Source organism: Xanthomonas floridensis (assembly GCF_001642575.1).
Taxonomy (GTDB): domain Bacteria; phylum Pseudomonadota; class Gammaproteobacteria; order Xanthomonadales; family Xanthomonadaceae; genus Xanthomonas; species Xanthomonas floridensis.
The window spans coordinates 65835-89736 of the sequence record NZ_LXNG01000013.1 but is presented as its reverse complement, the minus strand read 5'-3'; the positions used below and the strand labels follow the sequence as shown (position 1 = coordinate 89736).

16 protein-coding genes and 1 pseudogene are annotated in these 23902 nt (G+C 66.2%); 15 read left to right on the top strand and 2 right to left on the bottom strand.

Annotated features, from left to right (window positions below; translation table 11 throughout):
- The first annotated feature begins 300 nt into the window (after nt 1–300).
- The 9 genes from A7D17_RS09120 to recJ all read left to right on the top strand — a co-directional run bounded on the left by A7D17_RS09120 (nt 301) and on the right by recJ (nt 11805).
- Complete coding sequence (locus tag A7D17_RS09120) at nt 301–1503, top strand: aminotransferase class I/II-fold pyridoxal phosphate-dependent enzyme (protein WP_095522584.1); 1203 nt, start codon at nt 301–303, stop codon at nt 1501–1503.
- Nucleotides 1500–2219: an MOSC domain-containing protein gene (locus A7D17_RS09115; RefSeq protein ID WP_064508774.1), complete on the top strand. Its 720-nt coding sequence runs from the start codon at nt 1500–1502 to the stop codon at nt 2217–2219. The genes A7D17_RS09120 and A7D17_RS09115 overlap by 4 nt, the downstream gene beginning before the upstream one ends.
- A 632-nt stretch (nt 2220–2851) precedes the next feature.
- The gene (dapB, locus tag A7D17_RS09110; protein WP_064508773.1) at nt 2852–3568 is read left to right on the top strand and encodes a 4-hydroxy-tetrahydrodipicolinate reductase; all 717 of its coding nucleotides are present in this window, start codon (nt 2852–2854) and stop codon (nt 3566–3568) included.
- 239 nt (nt 3569–3807) lie between these two features.
- On the top strand, nt 3808–4962 hold the full coding sequence (gene carA / locus A7D17_RS09105; RefSeq protein ID WP_064508772.1) for a glutamine-hydrolyzing carbamoyl-phosphate synthase small subunit: 1155 nt from the start codon (nt 3808–3810) through the stop codon (nt 4960–4962).
- Nucleotides 4962–5405 carry a DUF6973 domain-containing protein gene (locus A7D17_RS09100; RefSeq protein WP_064508771.1) on the top strand — a complete coding sequence of 148 codons (444 nt, stop codon included), beginning with the start codon at nt 4962–4964 and terminating at the stop codon, nt 5403–5405. The genes carA and A7D17_RS09100 overlap by 1 nt, the downstream gene beginning before the upstream one ends.
- Nucleotides 5406–5413: 8 nt before the next feature.
- A complete protein-coding gene (gene carB, locus A7D17_RS09095) occupies nt 5414–8656 on the top strand; it encodes a carbamoyl-phosphate synthase large subunit (protein ID WP_064508770.1) in 3243 nt (1080 codons plus the stop codon).
- Between the two features lie 8 nt (nt 8657–8664).
- A complete protein-coding gene (gene greA / locus A7D17_RS09090) occupies nt 8665–9129 on the top strand; it encodes a transcription elongation factor GreA (RefSeq protein WP_029219710.1) in 465 nt (154 codons plus the stop codon).
- 19 nt (nt 9130–9148) lie between these two features.
- Complete coding sequence (locus tag A7D17_RS09085) at nt 9149–10069, top strand: hypothetical protein (RefSeq protein ID WP_064508769.1); 921 nt, start codon at nt 9149–9151, stop codon at nt 10067–10069.
- On the top strand, nt 10066–11805 hold the full coding sequence (recJ, locus tag A7D17_RS09080) for a single-stranded-DNA-specific exonuclease RecJ (RefSeq protein WP_064508768.1): 1740 nt from the start codon (nt 10066–10068) through the stop codon (nt 11803–11805). Before A7D17_RS09085 ends, recJ begins: the two co-directional genes overlap by 4 nt.
- A 1242-nt stretch (nt 11806–13047) precedes the next feature.
- On the opposite strand, the gene A7D17_RS09075 is transcribed toward recJ, so the two are convergent.
- Both A7D17_RS09075 and A7D17_RS09070 read right to left on the bottom strand, forming a co-directional pair.
- Entirely contained in the window at nt 13048–14085 is a 1038-nt protein-coding gene (locus A7D17_RS09075) for a DUF1176 domain-containing protein (protein ID WP_064508767.1), read from the bottom strand.
- A 273-nt stretch (nt 14086–14358) separates the two neighbouring features.
- Entirely contained in the window at nt 14359–15570 is a 1212-nt protein-coding gene (locus A7D17_RS09070; RefSeq protein ID WP_064508766.1) for an acyltransferase family protein, read from the bottom strand.
- 192 nt (nt 15571–15762) lie between these two features.
- Here A7D17_RS09070 and A7D17_RS09065 point away from each other — a divergent pair, with 192 nt between their 5' ends.
- The 6 genes and pseudogenes from A7D17_RS09065 (at nt 15763) to rpfC (ending at nt 23901) form a co-directional block, all read left to right on the top strand.
- Nucleotides 15763–16677, top strand: a complete 915-nt coding sequence (locus tag A7D17_RS09065; protein WP_064508765.1) for a LytTR family DNA-binding domain-containing protein — start codon at nt 15763–15765, stop codon at nt 16675–16677.
- A 280-nt stretch (nt 16678–16957) separates the two neighbouring features.
- Nucleotides 16958–18083 (top strand): peptide chain release factor 2 gene (gene prfB, locus A7D17_RS09060; RefSeq protein ID WP_153041919.1). Its coding sequence is split into 2 segments (ribosomal slippage): nt 16958–17032 and nt 17034–18083, totalling 1125 coding nucleotides; the frame shifts between segments, so codons are not numbered across the junction.
- A gap of 206 nt (nt 18084–18289) precedes the next feature.
- A complete protein-coding gene (gene lysS, locus A7D17_RS09055) occupies nt 18290–19807 on the top strand; it encodes a lysine--tRNA ligase (RefSeq protein ID WP_064508764.1) in 1518 nt (505 codons plus the stop codon).
- 140 nt (nt 19808–19947) lie between these two features.
- Nucleotides 19948–21084 carry a cyclic di-GMP phosphodiesterase response regulator RpfG gene (rpfG, locus tag A7D17_RS09050; protein WP_064508763.1) on the top strand — a complete coding sequence of 379 codons (1137 nt, stop codon included), beginning with the start codon at nt 19948–19950 and terminating at the stop codon, nt 21082–21084.
- 10 nt (nt 21085–21094) lie between these two features.
- Nucleotides 21095–21713: pseudogene (locus A7D17_RS09045) on the top strand (RpfH protein).
- A 7-nt stretch (nt 21714–21720) separates the two neighbouring features.
- Nucleotides 21721–23901, top strand: a complete 2181-nt coding sequence (gene rpfC / locus A7D17_RS09040) for a sensor histidine kinase RpfC (protein WP_064508762.1) — start codon at nt 21721–21723, stop codon at nt 23899–23901.
- Nucleotide 23902 lies beyond the last annotated feature (1 nt).

Sequence of the window (23902 nt, the reverse complement as noted above, 5' to 3'; positions counted from 1 at the left end):
GCAGTGACCAAGTGGGGCGTGGACGACGAGTTCACGGCTGTGGTGTACGACTGGCGCATGCCGATTACGATGATGCCGATTACGAGCACGCCGACTCCGAGGCCGCCGGCGTCCGGCTGTTCGCTGTGCAGACTGCTTGCAGCTGCGCTTGTTCCAATCGCCGTCAGTGCAGGTCGTTGACGCATGGCCTTTGCAGACGGTGCCGAACGTTTTCTCCGTTGCCGCCTGACGGGTCCGGCGATGCCAGCGCACGCTGCAGTGCACAGCACCTGCGCAGCGGCCGTTGGGTATGCTTATGCCATGACCACTTCCTTCCAGATTTCCCGACGTGCGCAGGCGCTGACCAGTTCGGCGATTCGCGAAATTCTCAAGGTGACCGAGCGCCCGGAGGTCATTTCCTTCGCCGGTGGCCTGCCATCGCCGGCCACCTTTCCGGTGGAGCGCATGCGCGCGGCCAGCGACCAGGTCTTGCGCGATGCGCCGCAGGCCGCGTTGCAATACGGCCCGACCGAAGGCTATGCGCCGCTGCGCGAGTGGGTGGCTGCGCGCCTGAGCCGCGATGGCACCAGCATTCGGCCCAGCCAGGTGCTGATCACCACCGGGTCGCAGCAGGGCCTGGACCTGCTAGGCAAGGTGTTCATCGACGAAGGCAGCAAGGTGCTGGTGGAGACGCCGAGCTACCTCGGCGCATTGCAGGCGTTTTCGCTGTTCCAGCCAAGCTTCGTCGGCATGCCGTCGGACGAGGAGGGCGTGGTGGTGGATGCACTGGATCCGGCCCTGCTGGCCGATGCACGCTTTCTGTACTGCCTGCCCAACTTCCAGAATCCCACCGGCCGCCGTCTGCCGCTGGCCCGGCGCCAGGCGCTGGTGGAGCGTGCTGCGCGGGCAGGCGTGCCGATTGTCGAAGACGATCCGTATGGCGAGTTGTATTACAGCGGTGAGCCGCTGCCGAGCCTGTTGTCGATGAACCCCGAAGGCGTCATCTACATGGGGTCGTTCTCCAAGGTGCTCGCGCCGGGCTTGCGACTGGGTTACGTGGTTGCGCCGGAGGCGGTGCTGGGCAAGCTGATCCAGGCCAAGCAGGCAGCCGATCTGCATACGCCATCGTTCACCCAGCGCGTGGTGTATCAGACCTTGCAGGACGATTTTCTCGACACCCATATCCCGCAGATTCGCGCGCTCTACGCGCGCCAATGCAGCCTGATGCTGGAAGCGCTGGACCTGCACTTCCCGGAACAGGTGCAATGGAACCGCCCCGAAGGCGGGATGTTCCTGTGGGTCAGCCTGCCGCCAGGGCTGGACGGCACGGCGCTGCTGGCGCGCGCCATCGCACGCAACGTTGCCTTTGTGCCAGGTGCGCCGTTCTTCGCCACCTTGCCGCAGGCCAACACCTTGCGCCTGTCGTTCGTGACCGTGCCGGCCGAAAAGATCGACGCCGGCATTCAGGTGCTGGGCGAGGTGTTGCGCGAGGCATTGGCCGAGCTGCCAGGGCAGGGTGCATGACGGCATCCGCAAAGACAGCGCAGACGCCATCGTCCACGCCGATCGACAGCGTGGCCATTGGCGTGGCGTGCGATTTCAGCCGCCCCGGCACGCGCAGCGCCATCGACAAGCGTGCGGTGCCCGGGCCGGTGCGGGTGGGCATTCACGGGCTGGATGGCGACGAGCAGGGCGACCGCCGCGTTCATGGCGGGCCGGACAAGGCCATCCACCACTATCCGCGCGACCACTACGCCGCCTGGCGCAGCGAACTCGGTGCGCATGCATTGCTGGAGAACGCCGGTGCCTTCGGCGAGAACCTGAGCACCGTCGGGCTGACCGAAGCCGATATTTGCCTGGGCGATCGCTTCGCGTTGGGCACGGCGGTGGTGGAGGTGTCGCAAGTGCGCCAGCCGTGCTGGAAACTCTCGGACCGTTTCGGCGTGCGCGACATGGCACGCCGGGTACAGGACACCGGCCGTACCGGCTGGTACTACCGCGTGCTGCAATCCGGCATCGTGGCTGCAGGCGACATCCTGGCCTTGCAGGCACGTCCGCATCCACACTGGTCGCTGTCGCGCCTGCAACACCTGCTCTACGCACGCGCGGTGGACGAAACCGCCATCGCCGAGGTGCTGACGCTGCCGTTGGTGCCGTCGTGGCGCATCTTGTTCGAACGCCGCCTGCAACGCAGCCAGGTCGAAAGCTGGAGCAAACGCCTGGATGGCGTGGAAGACTGAGGCCAGCTGACAACGCGGTTACTCGACAGCCATGCGGGTACGGCGGTGCCCGCCATCGGCAGGCCACTTCTCCACTTCGAATGCTGCGCTCCGTCCACACCCAACAGACGACTGCTCGCCGCGTTCTGTAGCCCGCTTCAGGTAGCGGTGCTGACAGCGCCCACGCGGATTGTCTCGATTGATGCGGCTCGTTCATGGGCTGGCGCTAAACCACCAGCGCACCGCACACCGAACCACCGTCGCAACAACGTCGTCCCGCACGCTGCCGCGCCGACACGGCGCATACACTCCAGCCAGCGCCCGCAGTGCTCTCTCGCAAGCGCGCTCTGCAGCGGCGCGCAATGCGCGCTTTCCAACACATCACCACACGCTGACCGCTGCCAGCCCGGCGCAGGCATGGGCAGTCCAAACGCGCGATCCTCGATCGCCAAGCGACTGATCAACCGCAAACCCAAGTGACGAGCAAATCATCCGCCATCAGCCCAGGCCCCGCAGCCAACTCCAAAACAGCTCCTGCATCTACACGCGGCTTCAGGCCTCATGCTTTCCGATTCCCGATTCCCGAATCCCGAATCCCGAATCCCGAATCCCAGCACCTTGTACAACCCCCGCAGCCTCGCTAGCCTGCGGGCATGACAACGTCCCCTGTAAAAGTGTTGATCCACGGCGCCTCCGGGCGGATGGGCAAGGCCTTGCTGCGCCTGGCGGCTGAAGACGAGGCCTTGCAGGTCGTCGGTGCAGTGGTGGGGCGCTCGCCTGCGCAGCGGGTGGTGGACGGCGTGCCGTTCTTCGCCGCCAGCGAGCTGGGCGGCGCGCCGGCCTTCGATGTGGCGATCGATTTCAGTTTGCCGCAGGGCTTTGCGCCGATCCTGGCGTTGTGCGCGCAGCGCGGCAGACCGCTGGTGTCCGGCACCACCGGGCTGGACGAGGCGCAGCGGTCGGCATTGCTGGAGGCGGCGCAACAGATTCCGCTGGTGTGGGCATCCAACTTCAGCCTGGGCGTGGCGGTGCTCACCGAGCTGGTCGAGCGCGCCGCCGGTACCTTGCCAGGATGGGATTGCGACATCGTCGAAGCGCATCACGTGCACAAGCAGGACGCGCCATCCGGGACCGCACTGACGTTGGGCGAGGCGGCCACCGGCAGCGGTGCGCAGCCGCGCTTTGCCAGCCTGCGTGCCGGCGACATCGTCGGCGAGCATACGGTGCAGTTCACCGGGCTGGGCGAGCGGGTGGAGCTGGTGCACCGGGCCACCAACCGCGACATCTTCGCGCGTGGCGCGCTGCATGCCGCCAAGCGCCTGATCGGCCGGCCTGCCGGCAGTTACCGGGTGCGCGACCTGGTGCTGTAGCGCAGCGCAACCGCGTGTGAACGCACACGCGCGGTACGTGCCGCGTATTCATGCGGGTGCGCCGCCGTGCAGGCGCTGGTCTCGCTCGTCAGGCTGGCAAGCCGGAGCACTTGCCATTACAATTCTCGCTTGCCCGAACCAGCGTCGGACCGGTCCCCAGCACCGCGTCCGCGCTTTGCTGCAACCGGAATTTGGCCGGAAGCGCATCGGAGTCCCAGGCAGCCAGAGCGAGACCCCACGTGACCCAACCCGCAATCCTTGTCCTCGAAGACGGCACCGTGTTCGAGGGCGAATCCGTAGGCGCCAACGGGCTTTCCGTCGGCGAAGTGGTGTTCAACACCGCCATGACCGGTTACCAGGAAGTCCTGACCGATCCCTCCTACGCCCGCCAGATGGTCACGCTGACCTATCCGCACATCGGCAATACCGGTTTTACCGATCAGGACGATGAGGCCCGCAAGATCTGGGCCGCCGGCCTGATCGTGCGCGATGTGCCGCGCCGCCCCAGCAACTGGCGCAGCCAGGTGGCCTTGCCGGAATGGCTGCAGGCCCGCGGCGTGGTCGCCATCTCCGGCATCGATACCCGCAAGCTGACCCGTCTGCTGCGCGAGAAGGGCGCCCAGAACGGGGCGCTGATGGCCGGCGAGATCGACGTGGAAAAGGCACTGGACGCCGCGCGCAAGTTCCCCGGCCTGAAAGGCATGGACCTGGCCAAGGTGGTCTCGACTGAGACCAGCTACACCTGGCAGGAAGGCTCGCTGGATCTGAACTCCGATGCCTTCCTCGGCCTCGGCGCCTTGAATGCTGGAACGTCCGCACAGGGGCAAACATTCAAGGTCGTTGCGTACGACTATGGCGTCAAGATCAACATCCTGCGCATGCTCGCCGAGCGCGGCTGCGATGTCACCGTGGTGCCGGCGCAGACCCCGGTGGCCGAGGTGCTGGCGATGAATCCGGACGGCGTGTTCCTGTCCAATGGCCCCGGTGATCCGGAGCCCTGCGATTACGCCATCGCCGCGATCAGGGAGCTGGTCGCCAGGAAGGTCCCGACCTTCGGCATCTGCCTGGGGCATCAGTTGCTGGCACTGGCTGCTGGCGCCAGGACGGTGAAGATGACCACCGGCCACCACGGCGCCAATCACCCGGTGCAGGATCTGGATGGCGGTCGGGTGATGATCACCTCGCAGAACCATGGCTTTGCGGTCGATGAGAGCACGCTGCCAGCCAACGTGCGCGTGACCCATCGCTCGTTGTTCGATGGCACCAATCAGGGCATCGCGCTGACCGACGCACCGGCGTTCTCGTTCCAGGGCCACCCGGAAGCATCGCCGGGCCCGCGCGATGTGGGGCCGTTGTTCGATCGGTTCACTGCGCTGATGGCGGCCACGGCCTGATGAAGGCCGCGCTGGCCCTGCCGTCGCGACCGCGCCGCTGGCGTGTGATCGTGTTGGCGGCGCTGGTGCTGGCTGCCTATCCGGCGTTCGTGCTGATTGCGGTGTATGCGCAGTGGCTCGGCGCCGGCCTGGCGGGCGGACGCAACGGGCCGGCCGATGCCTATCGACACAGCCTTGCAAGCGCCATCGTCGCCTACACCTTGTCCCCGCGCTGCGTGGATCTGGTCACGGCGGTCATGGAGCGCGGCGGGCAGGGCAATGCCAGCCGGGCGATGGATGCCCACAACAATGCGATCGGCGCGCGTATCGGCGCGGCCGCTCCAAGCTGGGCCGCGATGCAGCGAGAGGTTCGCGCCGCGGTCGACCATGGCGCGATCGATGCCCGATCGCCCGACCAGATCACCTGGCGCGCTCCCGCAGCGTGGCAGGACCGACTTTACTGAGGACCCCCATGCCAAAGCGCACCGACCTTAAAACCATCCTCATCATCGGCGCCGGCCCGATCGTCATCGGCCAGGCCTGCGAGTTCGACTACTCCGGCGCGCAGGCGTGCAAGGCGTTGCGCGACGAGGGCTACCGCGTGGTGCTGGTCAACAGCAACCCGGCCACCATCATGACCGACCCGAACATGGCCGACGCGGTGTACATCGAGCCGATCAACTGGCAGACGGTCGAAAAGATCATCGCCAAGGAAAAGCCCGATGCGCTGCTGCCCACCATGGGCGGACAGACCGCGCTGAACTGCGCGCTGGATCTGGCCGACCACGGCGTGCTGGAGAAGTACAACGTCGAGCTGATCGGCGCCAAGCGCGAAGCCATCCGCATGGCCGAAGACCGCGAGCTGTTCCGCGTGGCGATGGGCGAGATCGGCCTGGATTGCCCCCGCGCCGAAGTGGCGCACACGCTGGAAGAGGCGCTGGATATCCAGACCCGGGTCGGCTACCCGACCATCATCCGTCCCAGCTTCACCCTGGGCGGCAGCGGCGGCGGCATCGCCTATAACCGCGAAGAGCTGATCGAGATCGTGGGCCGTGGCCTGGAACTGTCGCCGACCACCGAAGTGCTGGTGGAAGAATCGGTGCTGGGCTGGAAGGAATTCGAGATGGAAGTGGTCCGCGACACCGCGGACAACTGCATCATCGTCTGCGCGATCGAAAACCTCGATCCGATGGGCGTGCATACCGGCGACTCGATCACCGTGGCGCCGGCGCAGACGCTGACCGACAAGGAATACCAGCGCCTTCGCGATGCCTCGATCGCGGTGCTGCGCAAGATCGGCGTGGATACCGGCGGCTCCAACGTGCAGTTCGGCATCAGCCCGACCACTGGCCGGGTGGTGGTGATCGAGATGAATCCGCGCGTGTCGCGTTCGTCGGCGCTGGCCTCCAAGGCCACCGGTTTCCCGATCGCCAAGGTCGCCGCCAAGCTGGCGGTGGGCTACACGCTGGACGAATTGCGCAACGAGATCACCGGCGGGCTGACCCCGGCCTCGTTCGAGCCGTCGATCGACTACGTCGTGACCAAGATTCCGCGCTTTGCGTTCGAGAAATTCCCGCAGGCCGACGCGCGCCTGACCACCCAGATGAAGTCGGTGGGCGAGGTGATGGCGATGGGCCGCACCTTCCAGGAATCGCTGCAAAAAGCGCTGCGCGGGCTGGAAACCGGCAAGATCGGGCTGGACCCGACCGGCCTGGACCTGGGCAGCGAGGAAGACATGGCCGCGCTCAAGCGTGAGCTCAAGGCGCCGGGCCCGGAGCGTTTGTTCTACGTGGCCGATGCGTTTCGCGCCGGCATGACGGTGGACGAGGTGTATGCGCTGTCGTTCATCGATCCCTGGTTCCTGGACCAGATCGAAGAACTCATCAGCCATGAGCAGCAGCTGACCGACGACGGCATGGCCGCGCTGGATGCGCCGCGCCTGCGCCTGCTCAAGCGCGCCGGTTTCTCGGATGCCCGTCTGGCGCAGCTGATCGGCAGCAACGAAGAATCGGTGCGCACGCTGCGCCGCGCGCTCAAGGTGCGCCCGGTGTACAAGCGCGTGGACTCGTGCGCGGCCGAGTTCGCCACCAGCACCGCCTACCTGTATTCGACCTACGAGGACGAGTGCGAAGCGCTGCCCACCAGCCGCGACAAGATCATGATCCTGGGCGGCGGCCCCAACCGCATCGGCCAGGGTATCGAGTTCGACTATTGCTGCGTGCACGCGGCACTGGCGCTGCGCGACGATGGGTTCGAAACCATCATGGTCAACTGCAACCCGGAAACCGTCTCCACCGACTACGACACCTCCGACCGCCTGTATTTCGAGCCGCTGACGCTGGAAGACGTGCTGGAAATCGTCGAGCTGGAACAGCCCAAGGGCGTGATCGTGCAGTACGGCGGCCAGACCCCGCTGAAGCTGGCGCGTGCGCTGGAAGCCAACGGTGTGCCGGTGATCGGCACCTCGCCGGATTCGATCGACCTGGCCGAAGACCGCGAACGCTTCCAGCAGCTGGTCGACAAGCTGGGCCTGAAGCAGCCGCCCAATCGCATTGCCCGCAATGCCGAAGAAGCCTTGGTGCTGGCGCGCGAGATCGGCTACCCGCTGGTGGTGCGTCCGAGCTATGTGTTGGGCGGCCGCGCGATGGAAATCGTGTACGGCGAATCGGATCTGGCGCGCTACGTGCGCGATGCGGTGAAGGTTTCCAACGATTCGCCGGTGCTGCTGGACCGCTTCCTCGACAATGCGGTGGAAGTGGATGTGGACATCATTGCCGACAAGGACGGCAACGTGCTGATCGGCGGGCTGATGGAGCACATCGAAGAAGCCGGCGTGCACTCGGGCGATTCGTCGTGCTCGCTGCCGCCGTATTCGCTTTCGCCCAAAACCCAGGCCGAGCTGCGTCGCCAGGTGGTGATGCTGGCCGAAGGCTTGAACGTGGTCGGCCTGATGAACACCCAGTTCGCAGTGCAGGTCAACGAGGCCGGCGACGATGTGGTGTTTTTGCTGGAAGTAAACCCGCGTGCCTCGCGTACCGTGCCGTTCGTGTCCAAGGCCATCGGCATCCCGCTGGCCAAGATCGCCGCTCGTTGCATGGCCGGCAAGACGCTGGCCGAGCAGGGCGCCACCAAGGAAATCGTGCCGGATTATTACTCGGTCAAGGAAGCGATTTTCCCGTTCGCCAAGTTCCAGGGCGTGGACCCGATCCTCGGGCCGGAAATGCGCTCCACCGGTGAGGTGATGGGCGTGGGCCGCAGCTTCAGCGCCGCCTTCGCGCGCGCGCAGGAAGCCGGCGGCATCAAGGCACCGCCGGTGGGCAAGGCCTTCGTGTCGGTGCGTGACCCGGACAAGCAGCGCGTGTTGCCGGTGGCGCAGGCGCTGGTGGAACGCGGCTTCACCCTGGTGGCTACGCGCGGCACCGGTGCCTGGTTGCAGCAGAATGGCCTGAGCTGCGAGATCGTCAACAAGGTGGCCGAAGGCCGCCCGCATATTGTCGATTCGATCAAGAACGGCGAGATCGTCTATATCGTCAACACCACCGAAGGTCGCGCCGCCATCTCCGACTCGTTCTCGATCCGGCGTGAAGCGCTGCAGCACCGCGTGACCTATTCGACCACTGTCGCCGGCGCCAAGGCGCTGGTGCATTCGCTGGAATTCCGCGGCACCGGCCCCGTCTGGTCGCTGCAGGAACTGCACAAGGAGCTTCAAGCATGAGAGCACCCATGACATCCAAGGGCGCGCAGCGCTTGCGCGAGGAACTGGATCAACTGAAATCGGTCAAGCGTCCGGCGGTGATCGCCGCGATCGCCGAGGCGCGCGCGCACGGCGATCTGAAAGAAAACGCCGAGTACCACGCTGCGCGCGAGCAGCAGAGCTTCATCGAGGGCCGCATCAAGCAACTCGAAGGCGAGCTCTCGCACGCGGAGATCATCGACATCACCAAGCTGGGTGCCGGCAGCAAGATCGTGTTCGGTGCCACGGTGACGCTGGCCGACGTCGAGACCGACGAAGAAAAACGCTATCAGATCGTCGGCGACCTGGAAGCCGACATCAAGATGGGCCTGATCGCGATCTCCTCGCCGCTGGCACGCGCGTTGATCGGCAAGCTGGAAGGCGATGCGGTGACCATCGACGCGCCGGCTGGCCAGCGCGAATATGAAGTGGTCAGCGTCGCGTACCTGGATTGATCGCAGGCACGCCTGAGCGATGACCACCGCAACGCTGCTGCTGCCGGAAAAACGCCGCCTGCCCGGAGCCCTGGACAATGCGGTGGTGACGCGTGCGCTGGCGCGCGCCGACCAGCACGCCGCCGAGGCAGGCGAGGTGGCGCAGCTGCAGCGCCACTTCACCCTGACCCCGTCGCACTGGCCGGTGGCCGCGTTGACGCGGCAGCTGGACGCTGGCGATGCCGCTGGCGCCACCTGGGTGCGCGCCGACCCGGCCTATGTGGTGCCGGACATGCAGGGCGCGCGGCTGATGGGCTATGGCGAGGCGCTCGGCGCCACCGCCGAAGATCTGGCAATGCTGCTGCCGATCCTCAAGCCGATGTTCGGCGACGCCGGATTCCTGCTCGATGCCCCCACGCCGTCGCGCTGGTATCTGCGGCTCTCGCCCGATGCCAAGCTGCCCGACTTCGTGCCGCCGGATGTGGCGATCGGCGATGACCTGTTCGACCATCTGCCGGCCGGCGATCTTGGCCGGCGCTGGCGCGCGCTGCTGACCGAGGCGCAGGTGGTGCTGCACCAACATCCCTGGAATGAGGGGCGCGTGGCCAGCGGCAAACCGGCGATCAACTCGCTGTGGTTTTGGGGCGGCGGCGTGTTGCCGCAGGCAGTGACATCGCCGCATCGCCAGGTGCGCAGCCGCGAGTCGCTGCTGCGTGCGCTGGCCCTGGCAGCCGGTGCCGATGCGCAGGGGGAGCAGCGCGTGGATGCGCTGGTGGACCTGCGCCATCTGCGCTCGTTGCAGCAATTCGGCGACGACGCAGTGGCACCGCTGCTGGCGGCGATGACCCGCGGCGAGCTGGATCGGCTGGTGCTGGATTTCCAGGACGGCGAAACGCTGTCGCTGGCACGCACGCAGCGCTGGCGGTTCTGGCGGTCGCCGCGGTTGCAGCTGGCGCAATGACGGGCAGTCCACGGATTGTCCGGCGCCCTGCGGGGCAGGCCGGAAGTTGGCCCGATGCCATGTTGCCGCTGTTGCGCCGCATCTATGCCGCACGCGGCGTGATCGACGCGCAAGGCGCGCAGCCGCGACTGGGGCAGTTGCTCTCGCCGGAGCTGCTGCATAACAGCGACGTGGCCGCCAACCTGTTGGCCGATGCCATCGCCCAGCAACGACGCATCCTGGTGGTGGGCGATTTCGATTGCGATGGCGCTACCGCCTGCGCCGTGGGCGTGCGCGGCCTGCGCATGCTTGGCGCGCTGGACGTGCATCACGCCGTGCCCAATCGCATGGTGCATGGCTACGGCCTGTCGCCGGCGCTGGTGGATGAGCTGGCTGTGTTGCAGCCGGATGTATTGGTCACCGTCGATCACGGCATCGCCTGCCATGCCGGCGTGGCTGCGGCCAAGGCGCGCGGCTGGACGGTGTTGGTCACCGACCATCATCTGCCGGGCGAGGTGCTACCGCCGGCCGATGCGATCGTGGATCCGAACCTGGCGGTTGACGATTTCCCCAGCAAATCCCTGGCCGGCGTGGGCGTGATCTTTTACGTGCTGCTGGCCTTGCGCAGTGTGCTGCGTGGGCGTGGCGCGTTTGCCGGCCGCAGCGAGCCGGATCTGTCGGTCTTGCTGGATCTGGTGGCGGTGGGCACGGTGGCCGATCTGGTGCCGCTGGATACCAATAATCGTGCGCTGGTATCGGCCGGCCTGCGTCGGCTGCGCGAGGGGCGCGGCTGCATCGGCCTGCGCGCCTTGATCGACGCCAGTGGCCGCGACGTGGCGCGATTGAGCGCCAGCGATATCGGGTTCGCGCTCGGCCCACGCTTGAATGCGGCTGGCCGTCTCGAAGACATGGCGCTGGGCATTGAACTACTGCTCAGCGAAGACTGGAACCGCGCACGCGAGATCGCAGGCACCCTGGAAGAAATCAACGCCGAACGCCGCGCGGTGCAGCAGTTGATGACCGACGATGCCGAGCAGGCGGTGACCAAGGTGGTGCTGGACGCCGACGGCGCCTTGCCGATCGCCGCCTGCCTGTTCGATCCCGACTGGCATCCCGGGGTGATCGGTCTGGTCGCCTCCAAATTGAAGGACCGGCTGCATCGCCCGGTGATCGCGTTGGCCCCGGCCGAGCCGGGCAGCAGCCAGTTGCGCGGTTCGGCGCGCTCGATTCCGGGCCTGCATATCCGCGATGTGCTGGCAGCGGTGGATGCCCGGCATCCCGGCGTCATCCAGAAGTTCGGCGGCCATGCGATGGCCGCCGGGCTGAGCATCGAACTTGCCGCGTTGCCGACCTTCGAGCAGGCGTTTCGATCGCAGGTACAGACGATGGTGGATGCCTCGCTGTTGCATGCCGAACTGCATAGCGATGGCGAACTGGCCGCGCACGAACTCGATCACGTGCATGCCGAAGCGCTGCGTGTGGCCGGTCCGTGGGGGCAGGGCTTTCCGGAGCCGTTGTTCGACGGGCAGTTCGAAGTGCTGCAATACCGCGTGCTCAAGGAGCGTCACCTCAAGCTGACGCTGCGCTGCGCCGGCCGTGCCGAGCCGCTCAATGCCATCCATTTCAACGGCTGGCACGGCAGCGAGCCGGCGCGCATGGTGCGGCTGGCCTATCGGCTGGTCAGTGATGACTATCGCGGCGGCACGGCAGTGCAATTGATCGTCGAGCATTGCGAGCCGGCAACGGGCACGGGTTGATCTGAGGGCTTCGCGCGCGTCGTCATCCAGGCACCGCAATCAGTATCGTTTGCCCTGACAAGCCGACCACCTCGACCGGCCCTTGCCCGCTCACCGTCGCGGGACCCTTGGCGGCATGGATGCCGCCACGGAGCTTACAAGGACGTCCTTGCAGCGTGTCCCGCGGCGGTAGGCGGGCAAGGGCCAGCAGCAAATGCGAAGCGTCGGGTGTGCGATGCCCTACCCGCTTGCGGGACACGCCGTGAATCCGTCCGTGGAGGCTCGATGGCGGCATCCATGCCGCCAACGGTCCCGCAATCGGCGAGGGCACCGCCCTAGATAGTTGGCTGGTTGCTGTTGGAGAGCGAGGACAACGCTGCTTGCTTTATTGAAAGCCCTGCGTGCCGACCATCTCGACCGGTCCTTGCCCGCTCACCGTCGCGGGACCCTTGGCGGCATGGATGCCGCCACGGAGCTTACAAGGACGTACTTGCAGCGTGTCCCGCGATGGTGGGCGGGCAAGGGCTCGGCAGCAAATGCGAAAAGCCCGAGGGTGCGATGCCCTCACCGCTCGCGGGACACGCCGTGAATCCGTCCGTGGAGGCTCGGTGGCGGCATCCATGCCGCCAACGGTCCCGCAATCGGCGAGGGCACCGCCCCTAGATAGTTGGCTGGTTGGTGTTGGAGAACGAGGACAACGGTGCTTGCTTTATTGAAAGCCCTGCGCGCCGACCATCTCGACCGGTCCTTGCCCCCTCACCGTCGCGGGACCCTTGGCGGCATGGATGCCGCCACGGAGCTTACAAGGACGTCCTTGCAGCGTGTCCCGCGATGGTGGGCGGGCAAGGGCCCAGCAGCAAATGCGAAAAGCCCGAGGATGCGATGCCCTCACCGCTCACGGCACACGCCGTGAATCCGTCCGTGGAGGCTCGATGGCAGCATCCATGCCGCCAACGGTCCCGCAATCGGCGAGGGCACCGCCCCTAGATAGTTGGCTGGTTGCTGTTGGAGAACGAGGACAACGGTGCTTGCTTTATTGAAAGCCCTGCGCGCCGACCATCTCGACCGGTCCTTGCCCGCTCACCGTCGCGGGACCCTTGGCGGCATGGATGCCGCCAAGGAGCTTACAAGGACGTACTTGCAGCGTATCCCGCGGCGGTGGGCGGGCAAGGGCCCAGCAGCAAACGCGAAAAGCGCGAGGGTGTGATCATCGCCATTGGTCCTCGCGCAAGACAGCGCAGGCATGCAGCGTGTTCGCTTCAATCAAGGCGACTGCTTGACCTCGGTGACCAGGGTCGGCAGCTCCCACGCGCCGCCGGCGGCGACCAACCGGCACAGCCCCGAGGTGGATTTGGAGGTCTGCACGAAGCGACGGCCGTCCCAGGTCCAGCGTTCCTCGCTGTAGCAATCTCCCAGGCCGCGGCCCTTTTGCGAGGACAGGATGGAGGAGCCATCCAGATCGCTGGCATGCGTGGTGATCAACGTCGGTGCAAACGGCGCACGCGCGTTGACCACCCAGAAGCCGGTGCCGACGTTGTAGGCGCCCATCCAGCAGTCGGTGGAGACCAGCAGCTTGTCGCTGCTCAGGCGGGTGATGGTCAGCGGTTCGGAGGCTTCGCTGGTGTCGAGTCCCTTGCACTGCTCATCGGCAGGAAGCGTGGCACGCAGCGCCTGATACAGCGCCGGCAACGTGCCCAGGCGTGCATCGCCTGGCTGCGCTGCGACGAGCCTGGCCTGGCGGACCTGCGGCACCGGCAATGGCGGCAGCACAGCGGATTCGTCGCGGTCGCCCTTGCGCACCAGCGCGCCGCGCGTACCGAGCCGACCCTGGAACTCATCCATCTTCAACAGCACCGCCGACGCGCCCTTGTCGGACAGCTGCCAGCGGCGGCCATCGTTGCCGAGTGCGACGATCGTGCTGCTGCGCGGCAGGGCGGCCAGCAGTGCGGCGACCTGGGTGCTGCTCAGCGACGCGGTGCCGCTGTTCCCATCCAGCGCCAGCTTGCCCAGGTTGCGCTGATCGATCTGCAGGCTGAGCGACGCCGGCAGCTTGACCTCGTCATACTGGCCCAGCATCAGCTCCGCAGTGGCCGCCTCACCGGCACCGGCCTTGCGGGTGATTAGCACCGACACCGGCAAATGCTCGCCTTCGTCCGGCTGATACCCGGCGGCTCGGCAGGTACGGGTGTTGTCGCAGGCGATGGTCCAATCGTCATGGGTGAAGTCGACGCTGGTGGCCGGTGCGGCATGGACGAACGCGGGGCTGAGCAGCAGTGCTGCAGCAAGCAGGGCGGGACGCATTGTGGTTCCTTCAACGCAGGTCGGGCCGGCATCTTGCGGTGCCCTCCGCCATGCGTCCAGCCAGGCCGGTGACAGGCGGTGAACACCATTCATCGTGTGGGAGCAGATCGCCTGCAGCCGGGCTGGATGCAGGCAGTGCTGACACTCGATTCGGGTGCCGCACGCCTACACATGGTCGTCGATGCGTGTTCCCCATCGCCTCGAGGCCGCTGCCATGCGGTGTCGCGCACGCCAACGTGTCTGCACGACCACGCAGGACAGGACCGCGCGCCATTACACCGTCATCGCTGGTGTGGTCTGGCGCATGCGGGTCTCCGGCGCGCGCATCGGCATGCCGAACAACGGCCGCAACCAGCGCACGCGGCGGATCAGGTACTCGTGCAACAGCAGGCAACCCGCCACGGTGGCAAGCAGGACCAGCGCCGGCTCCAGCCAGGGGCCCAACTGCAGCGGTGCCAGCCAGTACAGCGCCAGGATGATCAGGCTCTGGTGCAGGATGTACCAGGGAAACACTGCCTGGGTGCAGTACGGCAGCCAGGCGAACGGGCGGTTCAGACGATGCCGCGCCCAGCCCAGCAGCGCCAGCAAGGCCAGCCAGGTATAGGCTGCGCGCGCCAGCCGTTCGATCACATCCCAGCGCACGCTGGCCAGCATCGCGCTGAGCTGGGCCGTCTCCAGGGTACGGCCCAGGTGACGAATGCTCAGCTCGGTGGCGATCGCCAGCAGCGCGGCAACCAGCGTCGGCCAGCGCAACTGCACCACCCAGGTCCAGAACCGGCTGGTGTGGGCCAGCACATACCCAAGCACGAACAGCGGGAACGATTCGGCATGCACGAACCAGTCGCCGACCAGGGCATGGCTCGGTGGATGACGTGGCAGCACCCACAGCACACAGAAGGCTTCCCACACGATCGGCACCAGCAGCAGGGCAGGGGCCGCAATGGAGGCGGGCAGCTGCGGCAGGGTGACCGGCAAGGCGCGGCGCAGTGCAATCATCGCCATCAACACCAAGGTGTAGGGCAGCAGATAGGCCAGGTACCACAGGTGGTTCCAGGTGATGCCATGTTCCCAGCCATCGAAGCTGCCGGCCGGCCACGGCTGTACCTGCCAGTAGCGCAGCAGGAAGCTGCCAAAGCCGGGGACCACCTTGCCGTTGCTCACGCCCTGGCAGTAAGCCTGCACCGACACCACCACGAACATGCCGAACAGCAGCGGCGGCAGCAAGCGCCCACAGCGCCGCCAGGCGAACTGCCAGGGCGCACGTTCGGCACGCGCCAGGCCGATCGCGATGCCGGAGATCATGAACAGCAGCGGCATCCGCCAGCGGTTGAGCGCAATCATCGGCGGCTGCAGCCAGTCGGTGGTGTAGGCACTCTTTAAATGGAAGTCCCAGCCGGCCACGTAGGCCATGCCCACGTGATAGAGGATCAGCAGGGCAAAGGCGAAGACGCGCAGGGCATCGATATCGTGGCGGCGCTCGGTCATGGTCGGCGGTTGCTGGAGGAGTGGACGCATCCTGCCCGCCAGCCCTTGCCGCAGGTGGGGCCAGGGGTGGAAACCACCGCTCGCAGTGACCAGTTGCGCCCACCCAGGGACGAATGGGGACAGCCGGGGTGGCGGTTTCGCCTTGCTGCGCGGGCCTCTATGATCGGCACCTGATAACTGCGGACGTGTGCAATGGAATCGACCGGGTCGCGCCCGCCAATCGCCCGGGACGGGGCCGGACGTGCCGCCACGCGCTGGGCCGTCGTGATCTGGTCGCTGGTGTTTTACCTGAGTGCGCTGGGCAACGTCTGGACCGCCTGCCTGGCCGCGCGCCGCGACGGCCAGCCGATCGTGCTGTGGCAGGTGCTGTGCTGGGAGCTGAGCAGCGCCACCGCCGCGCTGTTGCTGCTGCCGGTGGTGGTGTGGCTGTGCGCGCGCTGGCCGCTGCATGCCGATGCCTGGCTGCGACGTGTGCCGCTGTACCTGGCCGCCGCCCTGGGGTGGTGGCTGGCGCACGTCGCCGGCATGGTGCTGTTGCGCAAGCTGGTCTACGTCTTGGCTGGCGCGCACTACGATTTTGGCGGCTGGCTGCAGTGGGTGTACGAGCTATCCAAGGACCTGCGCACCTTTGCGCTGCTGGTAGCGGTGCAGCATGCGCTGGGCTGGTATGCGCGGCGGCGTCAGGGCGAGGCACATTTGCTCGCCGCGCCGGACGAGGGGCCGCCCGTGGAGCCACTGGATCGCCCGGAACGCTTTCTGGTGCGCAAGCTCGGCCGCGATTTCCTGGTGGCCACTGCCGACATCGAATGGATCCAGGCCTCCGGCAACTACGTCAACCTGCGCGTCCGCGGTCACGATTATCCCTTGCGCAGCACCATGGCGGCGATCGAGGCCAGGCTGGATGCGTCCGTCTTCGTACGGATCCATCGCAGCTATCTGGTCAATCTGGGCCAGGTGCAGGCGATCGAACCGGCCGATTCCGGCGACGCGCGCGTACACCTGCGCGACGCCACGGTGCTGCCCTGCAGTCGCAGCCATCTGGCCGGCCTAAGGGCGCGGGCCGGGCAGGTGGCCGGCACGCCCAGGCCGGACGTGGCGACGGTCTGACGCAGGCGCCCGCGAGTGGCGGTGCCGTTGTCTGACGGGCATAGCCGGAGTCGTACGGGAGTGAGGCGCCGGCGGCGTGTCCTGTTGTTTGTGCTGGCGACACCAAGCGGCGGGCATGGCCTCTCTCAGCGAGGCAGCCGATGCGCGTTGGATGAGGGTTGGACGTCGCGGGTGAGTCAATGGGATGGTGCCGGGCCGCGGCGCGCACGCTGGCCACTGCTGCGTTCCGCGCATGCGGCCCGCTTGCTAAACTAGCCAGCTTGTTTGCCGGAAATTCGTCATGATCGAAACCAATCCGATCCGCCAGCGCATCACCGATCTCAACGATCGCGTGCTCTCGCTCAGGGGGTATCTTTGACTACGACGCCAAGAAGGAGCGTCTAGAGGAAGTCAGCCGGGAGCTTGAGAGCCCGGACGTGTGGAACGACGCCGAGCGTGCCCAGGCCCTGGGGCGTGAACGGTCGATGCTCGAGAAAACCGTCATCGGCATTGCCGATGTGCTGGCCGGCCTGGCCGATGCCGGCGATCTGCTGGAGCTGGCCGACAGCGAGCAGGACGAAGACACCGCGGTGGCGGTGATCGCCGATCTGGACAAGTACCAGGCGCATGTGGAGAAGCTGGAATTCCAGCGCATGTTCTCCGGGCAGATGGACGGCGCCAATGCGTTCGTCGACATCCAGGCCGGCGCCGGTGGTACCGAGGCGCAGGACTGGGCCGAAATCCTGTTGCGCATGTACCTGCGCTGGGCCGAGTCGCGCGGCTGGAAAACCGAGCTGATGGAAGTCTCCGGCGGCGAAGTCGCGGGCATCAAGTCGGCCACGGTGCGCATCGAGGGCGAGTACGCCTATGGCTGGTTGAAGACCGAGATCGGCGTGCACCGGCTGGTGCGCAAGTCGCCGTTCGACTCGGACAACCGCCGGCATACCAGCTTCACCTCGGTGTTCGTGTCGCCGGAAGTGGATGACAACATCGAGATCGACATCAACCCGGCCGACCTGCGCACCGACGTGTATCGCTCGTCCGGCGCCGGTGGTCAGCACGTCAACAAGACCGAATCGGCGGTGCGTATTACGCATATCCCGACCAATACGGTGGTGGCCTGCCAGACCGGTCGCAGCCAGCACCAGAACCGCGACAACGCGATGAAGATGCTGGCCGCCAAGTTGTACGAGCTGGAAGTGCAGAAGCGCAACGTCGAGCGCGACGCGCTGGAAGCCACCAAGTCCGACATCGGCTGGGGCAGCCAGATCCGCAACTACGTGCTCGACCAGAGCCGCATCAAGGATCTGCGCACCGGCGTCGAACGCAGCGACACGCAGAAAGTGCTGGACGGCGACTTGGACGAATTCGTCGAGGCCAGCCTGAAAGCCGGTCTGGCAGCAGGCTCCAAACGCCTGGACGCCTGACCGCCGCGCCACGCAGCCGTCGCGGAGACGGCATCCTGGCGCACCGCTGCGGTGCCTGCATCGCAGCGGCGGCAATGCACGCAGCCCCGGGCGATCCGGCGACAGCGTGCGTTCTTCACACCTCCAACGTAAAAGAGAGTGCCGGCGCTGCCGGTTGCTCACTCCCCACCGGGCACCGCCCGACCTATTGCAGACCGATTCCCGCCATGACCGAGCAGACCCCCGCGCTACAGATCCCCGCCGACGAGAACAGCCTCATCGCCGAGCGTCGCGCGAAACTGGGCGCATTGCGCGGCCAGGGCATCGCGTATCCGAATGACTTCGTCCGCGAGCACTTCGCCGGCGACCTGAAGGCCGAATTTGCCGATGCCGACACCTGGACCGCCGATGCGCTGGAAGCCGGCGGGCGCCAGGTGCGCATGGCCGGCCGGCTGATGGCCAAGCGGGTGATGGGCAAGGCCAGCTTCGCGCAGATCCAGGACGAGTCCGGGCGCGTGCAGCTGTTCCTGCAGGGCAATGTGCTCGGCGATGCCTATACCGCGTTCAAGGGCTGGGACGTGGGCGACATCGTGGCAGTGGAGGGCGGGCTGACCCGCACCAAGACCGGCGAGCTGTCGGTCAAGGCCACTGCGCTGCGGCTGCTGACCAAGTCGCTGCGGCCGTTGCCGGACAAGTGGCACGGGCTGTCGGACGTGGAGCAGCGCTACCGCCAGCGCTACGTCGACCTGATCGTGACGCCGGAGGCGCGCGAGGTCTTCATCAAGCGCTCCAAGATCATCCGCGCCATGCGCGCCTGGCTGGACGCGCGCCGCTTCCTGGAAGTGGAGACGCCGATGATGCATTACATCCCCGGCGGCGCCACCGCCAAGCCGTTCACCACCCACCACAACGCGCTGGATCTGGATCTGTATCTGCGCGTGGCACCGGAGCTGTATCTCAAGCGCCTGGTGGTCGGCGGGTTGGAGCGCGTCTACGAGATCAACCGCAACTTCCGCAACGAAGGCGTGTCGACCCGGCACAACCCCGAGTTCACCATGCTCGAGCTCTACGAGGCCTACGCCACGTACCACGAGATCATGGACCTGACCGAGCAGGTGATCCGCGACACCGCCCAGTCGGTGCTGGGCACCACGCAGGTCAGCTGGGACGGCGCCGCCATCGATCTGGCGCCGGCTTTCCGGCGCTGGCGCATGGATGAGGCCGTTCGTCACCATAATCCGGAGATCAGCGCGGCCGATTGCACCGATCGCGAGGCGCTGCTGCGCCATTGCGAGCGGCTCAAGATCCGGGTCAAACCGTCCTACGGCTGGGGCAAGCTGCTGCTGGAAATCTTCGAGGCCACCGTGGAACACACCCTGGTGCAGCCGACCTTCATCACCGACCATCCGGTCGAGGTGTCGCCGCTGGCGCGTTCCAGCGATACCGAGCCTGGCTACACCGATCGCTTCGAACTATTCATCAATGGCAAGGAGCTGGCCAACGGCTTCTCCGAGCTCAACGACCCCGAAGACCAGGCCGCGCGCTTCCAGGCGCAGGTGCAGGCCAAAGACGGTGGCGACGACGAAGCGATGCATTACGACGCCGACTACATCCGTGCGCTGGAGTACGGCATGGCGCCGACCGGCGGCCTGGGCATCGGCATCGACCGCCTGGTGATGCTGCTGACCGGTAGCACCTCGATCCGTGACGTCCTGCTGTTTCCCTACATGCGCCCGGAAGCCTGACTTTTTTGTGCGAACCGCGTGCCGACGGCACAGATACTGCATATGCTAGGGCAGAGCCCCGGACAGCGTATCGTCCGGGGGAGTCGACACAGGGGTCGACGTCATCGCTTTTCCGTTCTCGAGATAGAGGAGCAACGGCTATGCAGGATGTTTCAGGGAGTCCGCACGGCGTGGTGTCGGCGGATACATGGGGAAGCTGGGCGGAAAAGGCGGATCTGGGATTGAACATCGTCATTGTCGATGACCAGATGTCCGCGCGGACGATGCTGCGCCATGTCATCGAGGACATCGCGCCGGAACTGAAGGTCTATGACTTCGGCGACCCGCTGGATGCGCTGGCCTGGTGCGAGGCCGGGCGCGTGGACCTGTTGCTGCTCGACTACCGCATGCCTGGCATGGATGGCCTGGAGTTCGCGCGGCGCCTGCGCCGGCTGCCCAGCCACCGCGACATCCCGATCATCCTGATCACCATCGTCGGCGATGAGCCGATCCGGCAGGCCGCGCTGGAAGCCGGAGTGATCGATTTCCTGGTCAAGCCGATCCGCCCGCGCGAATTGCGCGCGCGCTGCGCCAACCTGTTGCAGCTGCGCCAGCAGAGCGAGAGCGTCAAGCAACGCGCGCTGTCGCTGGAGCAGCGGCTGCTGGCCAGCATGAACGAGGTCGAGGAGCGCGAGCGCGAAACCTTGTCGCGGCTGGCACGCGCCATCGAATACCGCGATTCGGGCACCAGTGCGTTCCTTGAGCGCATGTCGCATGTGGCCGGCCTGATCGCCGAGCAACTAGGGCTGTCTGAAGAAGAGGTGCGCATCATCGAGATGGCCGCACCGCTGCACGACATGGGCAAGATTGCCATTCCCGATTCGGTGCTGCTCAAGCCGGGCAAGCTCACCGACGACGAAATGAGCATCATGAAGCGCCATCCGCGCATCGGCTACGAGTTGCTCAGCGGCAGCCAGAACCGTTTCATCCAGGTGGGCGCGCTGATCGCGCTGCGCCATCACGAGCGCTACGACGGTACCGGCTATCCCGACGGCCTGGTTGGCGAGGCGATTCCGCTGGAGGCGCGCATCGTTGCAGTGGCGGATGTGTTCGACGCCCTGTTGTCGCCGCGGCCCTACAAGGAAGCGTGGACCATGGACGCTGCACTGGCCTATCTGTATGCGCAGCGCGGCCGCCTGTTCGACCCGCGCTGCGTGGATGCGCTGTTGCGCGGTCGTGCGCAGCTGGAGCAGATCTGCGGCGAGTTCTCCACCGCATCGGCGCGTCCCGGGGTGTGAGGTGAGGGCGGTGCTCGGCCAGCTACGTGCTCGACTTGCCCGTCGTTCCGACAGCGAGCACGGTCAGGCCCTGGTACGCATCACGCTGGTTGCGCTGATCCTGGCCTACACGCTGATCTGCGCGCCCCGGTGGGAGATCTCCGGGCGCAGGTTGCAGCAGCTGTTCTGCCTGATCGCGATCGGTCAGGCGACGGCACTGCTGATCTTTTGCTGGATCGTGGCAAGTCCGCAGCGCTCGCATCTACGGCGCACACTGGGGATGCTCGCCGACTATGGCTTGATCGGGCTGGCAATGACCTGGATGGGCGCTCCGATGGCCTGTCTGTACGTGGTGCTGCTCTGGATCACGATCGGCAACGGGCTGCGTTTCGGCAGCGAGGCGCTGCATACTGCGATGTCGATGGCCACGCTTAGCTTTGGCACGACGCTTGCGAACAGCGATTACTGGCAGGGCCAGCTAGGTCTGGGGATCGCGCTCCTGGGTGCGTTGATCATGGTTCCTATGTCATTGTTGCGTACGCTACGCGAGCGCGACCAGGCAATGGCCGGGGCGACGCCTGTAGCAGGTATCGACGCTGCAATTGCAGCACGGAAGGATCCCAACCCCATCGACGCCGCCGTGCGTCTGAGGCGTCTATGAAGTCTCCATTGCCATGGCTCAAGCAGCGCCTTTCGGGGCGGGCGGATTCGGAACACGCGCAGAACCTGATCCGCATCATCATCACCACGCTGTTCATCTCCTACCTGGGCTGGCGCTATCAGCACACCCATGGCGACACCTTGATGGCCACTTGGTTGATCCTGGTCGGCGAGCTGGTGGTGTCACTGGGCTTGATGGTGGCGATCCTGTTGCGGCCGCAGGTTTCGCACACCCGGCGGCTGATCGGCATGCTGCTCGACTACACCTGCACCGGCGCGATCATGGCCATCCAGGGCGAGCCGGCCTCGCCGCTGTATGCGGTGTGCATGTGGGTGACCATCGGCAACGGCCTGCGCTACGGCAGCAACTATCTGCGGGCGGCGACCGCGATGGGCAGCCTGTGTTTTCTCAGCGCCATCCTGATTTCGCCTTACTGGAAAGCCAATCCCTATCTGAGTTGGGGCTTGCTGCTGGGCCTGATCGCCGTGCCCCTGTACTTCGATTCGCTGTTGCGTGCGATGACCCGCGCAGTGCGCGAGGCACGGCATGCCAACCAGGCCAAGAGTCGCTTCCTGGCCAATATGAGCCATGAGTTCCGCACGCCGCTCAACGGGCTGTCGGGCATGACCGAAGTACTGGCGACCACACGCCTGGATGCCGAGCAGAAGGAGTGCCTCAACACCATCCAGGCATCGGCGCGCAGCCTGCTGTCGCTGGTGGAAGAGGTGCTGGATATTTCGGCGATCGAGGCCGGCAAGATCCGTATCGATCGCCGTGACTTCTCGCTGCGCGAGATGATCGGCTCGGTCAACATGATCTTGCAGCCGCAGGCCAGGGGGCGCCGGCTGGAGTACGGCACGCAGGTGGCCGATGATGTGCCGGACCTGCTCAAGGGCGACACCGGCCACCTGCGCCAGGTCTTGCTCAACCTGCTCGGCAATGCCGTCAAGTTCACCGAACATGGCCACGTGCTGCTGCGGGTCACGCGCATCGGCGGCAGTGGCGATGAGACGGTGCGGCTGCGTTTCGATGTCGAAGACAGCGGCATCGGCGTGCCGATGGACATGCGTCCGCGGCTGTTCGAAGCGTTCGAGCAGGCCGATGTCGGTCTGTCGCGTCGTTACGAGGGCACTGGCCTGGGCACCACGATCGCCAAGGGGCTGGTCGAGGCCATGGGCGGTACTATCGGGTTCAAGGAAAACCGGCCTGGCGGCAGCATCTTCTGGTTCGAACTGCCGATGACGCTTGGCGAGGCGGTCAAGGCCACGCCTGCGCGGGCGTCGACCGGCGAGCCGGCAGACGCTCCCGACGAGCTGGAAGCGTCCAACGTCATTGCATTCTCCAACCCGTTCCTGCGTCATCGTGCCCGCGTGCGCAGCATGCGCATGCTCGTGGCCGACGACCATGAGGCCAACCGCATGGTGTTGCAGCGCCTGCTGGAAAAGGCCGGACACAAGGTGCTGTGCGTCAACGGTGCCGAGCAGGTGCTGGATGCGATGGCCGAAGAGGATTTCGATGCGGTGATCGTCGACCTGCACATGCCGGGCATGAATGGCCTGGACATGCTCAAGCAGTTGCGGGTGATGCAGGCCAGCGGCATGCGCTACACCCCGGTGGTGGTGCTCAGCGCCGATGTCACGCCGGAGGCCATCCGCAGTTGCGAACAGGCCGGCGCGCGCGCGTTCCTGGCCAAGCCGGTGGTGGCAACCAAGCTGCTCGACACCCTGGCCGATCTGGCTGTCAGTACCCGTCCGCTGGCGACGCCGGCCACCGGCGTGCAGGCCCCCGCCAGTTTCGAAGGCGTGCTCGACGTGAGCGTGCTGGACGAACTTGCCGCGCTGGGCATGGGCGATGAGTTCGAACGTCAGTTCATCCGGCAATGCCTGGACGACGCGCATAACTGCGTGGACGCGATCGAGCGCGACGGCATGCGTTCGGACTGGGAACAATTGCGCGAAAGCGCGCACGCGCTGCGCGGCGTGGCCAGTAACCTGGGGCTGGCGCAGGTGGCCACCCACGGTGGCGAGCTGATGCGCATGGCCGACTGGCAGCTGCAGGCGGAGTGGCGGCAGCGGCTGTCCGCGTTACGTGAGCACCTGCAAGCGGGAAAGGATGCACTCGGCGCACGCCTGCAAGGCGTCAAGGACGACGAGTGCTCCCCCCGTAGAAGCGAATAGA

Excerpts from the sequence above, each read along its gene's own strand:
- A7D17_RS09120 (WP_095522584.1), top strand. The coding sequence starts at position 301 with ATGACCACTTCCTTCCAGATTTCCCGACGTGCGCAGGCGCTGACCAGT.
- A7D17_RS09115 (WP_064508774.1), top strand. The coding sequence starts at position 1,500 with ATGACGGCATCCGCAAAGACAGCGCAGACGCCATCGTCCACGCCGATC.
- dapB (WP_064508773.1), top strand. The coding sequence starts at position 2,852 with ATGACAACGTCCCCTGTAAAAGTGTTGATCCACGGCGCCTCCGGGCGG.
- A7D17_RS09100 (WP_064508771.1), top strand. The coding sequence starts at position 4,962 with ATGAAGGCCGCGCTGGCCCTGCCGTCGCGACCGCGCCGCTGGCGTGTG.
- carB (WP_064508770.1), top strand. The coding sequence starts at position 5,414 with ATGCCAAAGCGCACCGACCTTAAAACCATCCTCATCATCGGCGCCGGC.
- greA (WP_029219710.1), top strand. The coding sequence starts at position 8,665 with ATGACATCCAAGGGCGCGCAGCGCTTGCGCGAGGAACTGGATCAACTG.
- A7D17_RS09085 (WP_064508769.1), top strand. The coding sequence starts at position 9,149 with ATGACCACCGCAACGCTGCTGCTGCCGGAAAAACGCCGCCTGCCCGGA.
- recJ (WP_064508768.1), top strand. The coding sequence starts at position 10,066 with ATGACGGGCAGTCCACGGATTGTCCGGCGCCCTGCGGGGCAGGCCGGA.
- A7D17_RS09075 (WP_064508767.1), bottom strand. The coding sequence starts at position 14,085 with ATGCGTCCCGCCCTGCTTGCTGCAGCACTGCTGCTCAGCCCCGCGTTC.
- A7D17_RS09070 (WP_064508766.1), bottom strand. The coding sequence starts at position 15,570 with ATGACCGAGCGCCGCCACGATATCGATGCCCTGCGCGTCTTCGCCTTT.
- A7D17_RS09065 (WP_064508765.1), top strand. The coding sequence starts at position 15,763 with ATGGAATCGACCGGGTCGCGCCCGCCAATCGCCCGGGACGGGGCCGGA.
- lysS (WP_064508764.1), top strand. The coding sequence starts at position 18,290 with ATGACCGAGCAGACCCCCGCGCTACAGATCCCCGCCGACGAGAACAGC.
- rpfG (WP_064508763.1), top strand. The coding sequence starts at position 19,948 with ATGCAGGATGTTTCAGGGAGTCCGCACGGCGTGGTGTCGGCGGATACA.
- rpfC (WP_064508762.1), top strand. The coding sequence starts at position 21,721 with ATGAAGTCTCCATTGCCATGGCTCAAGCAGCGCCTTTCGGGGCGGGCG.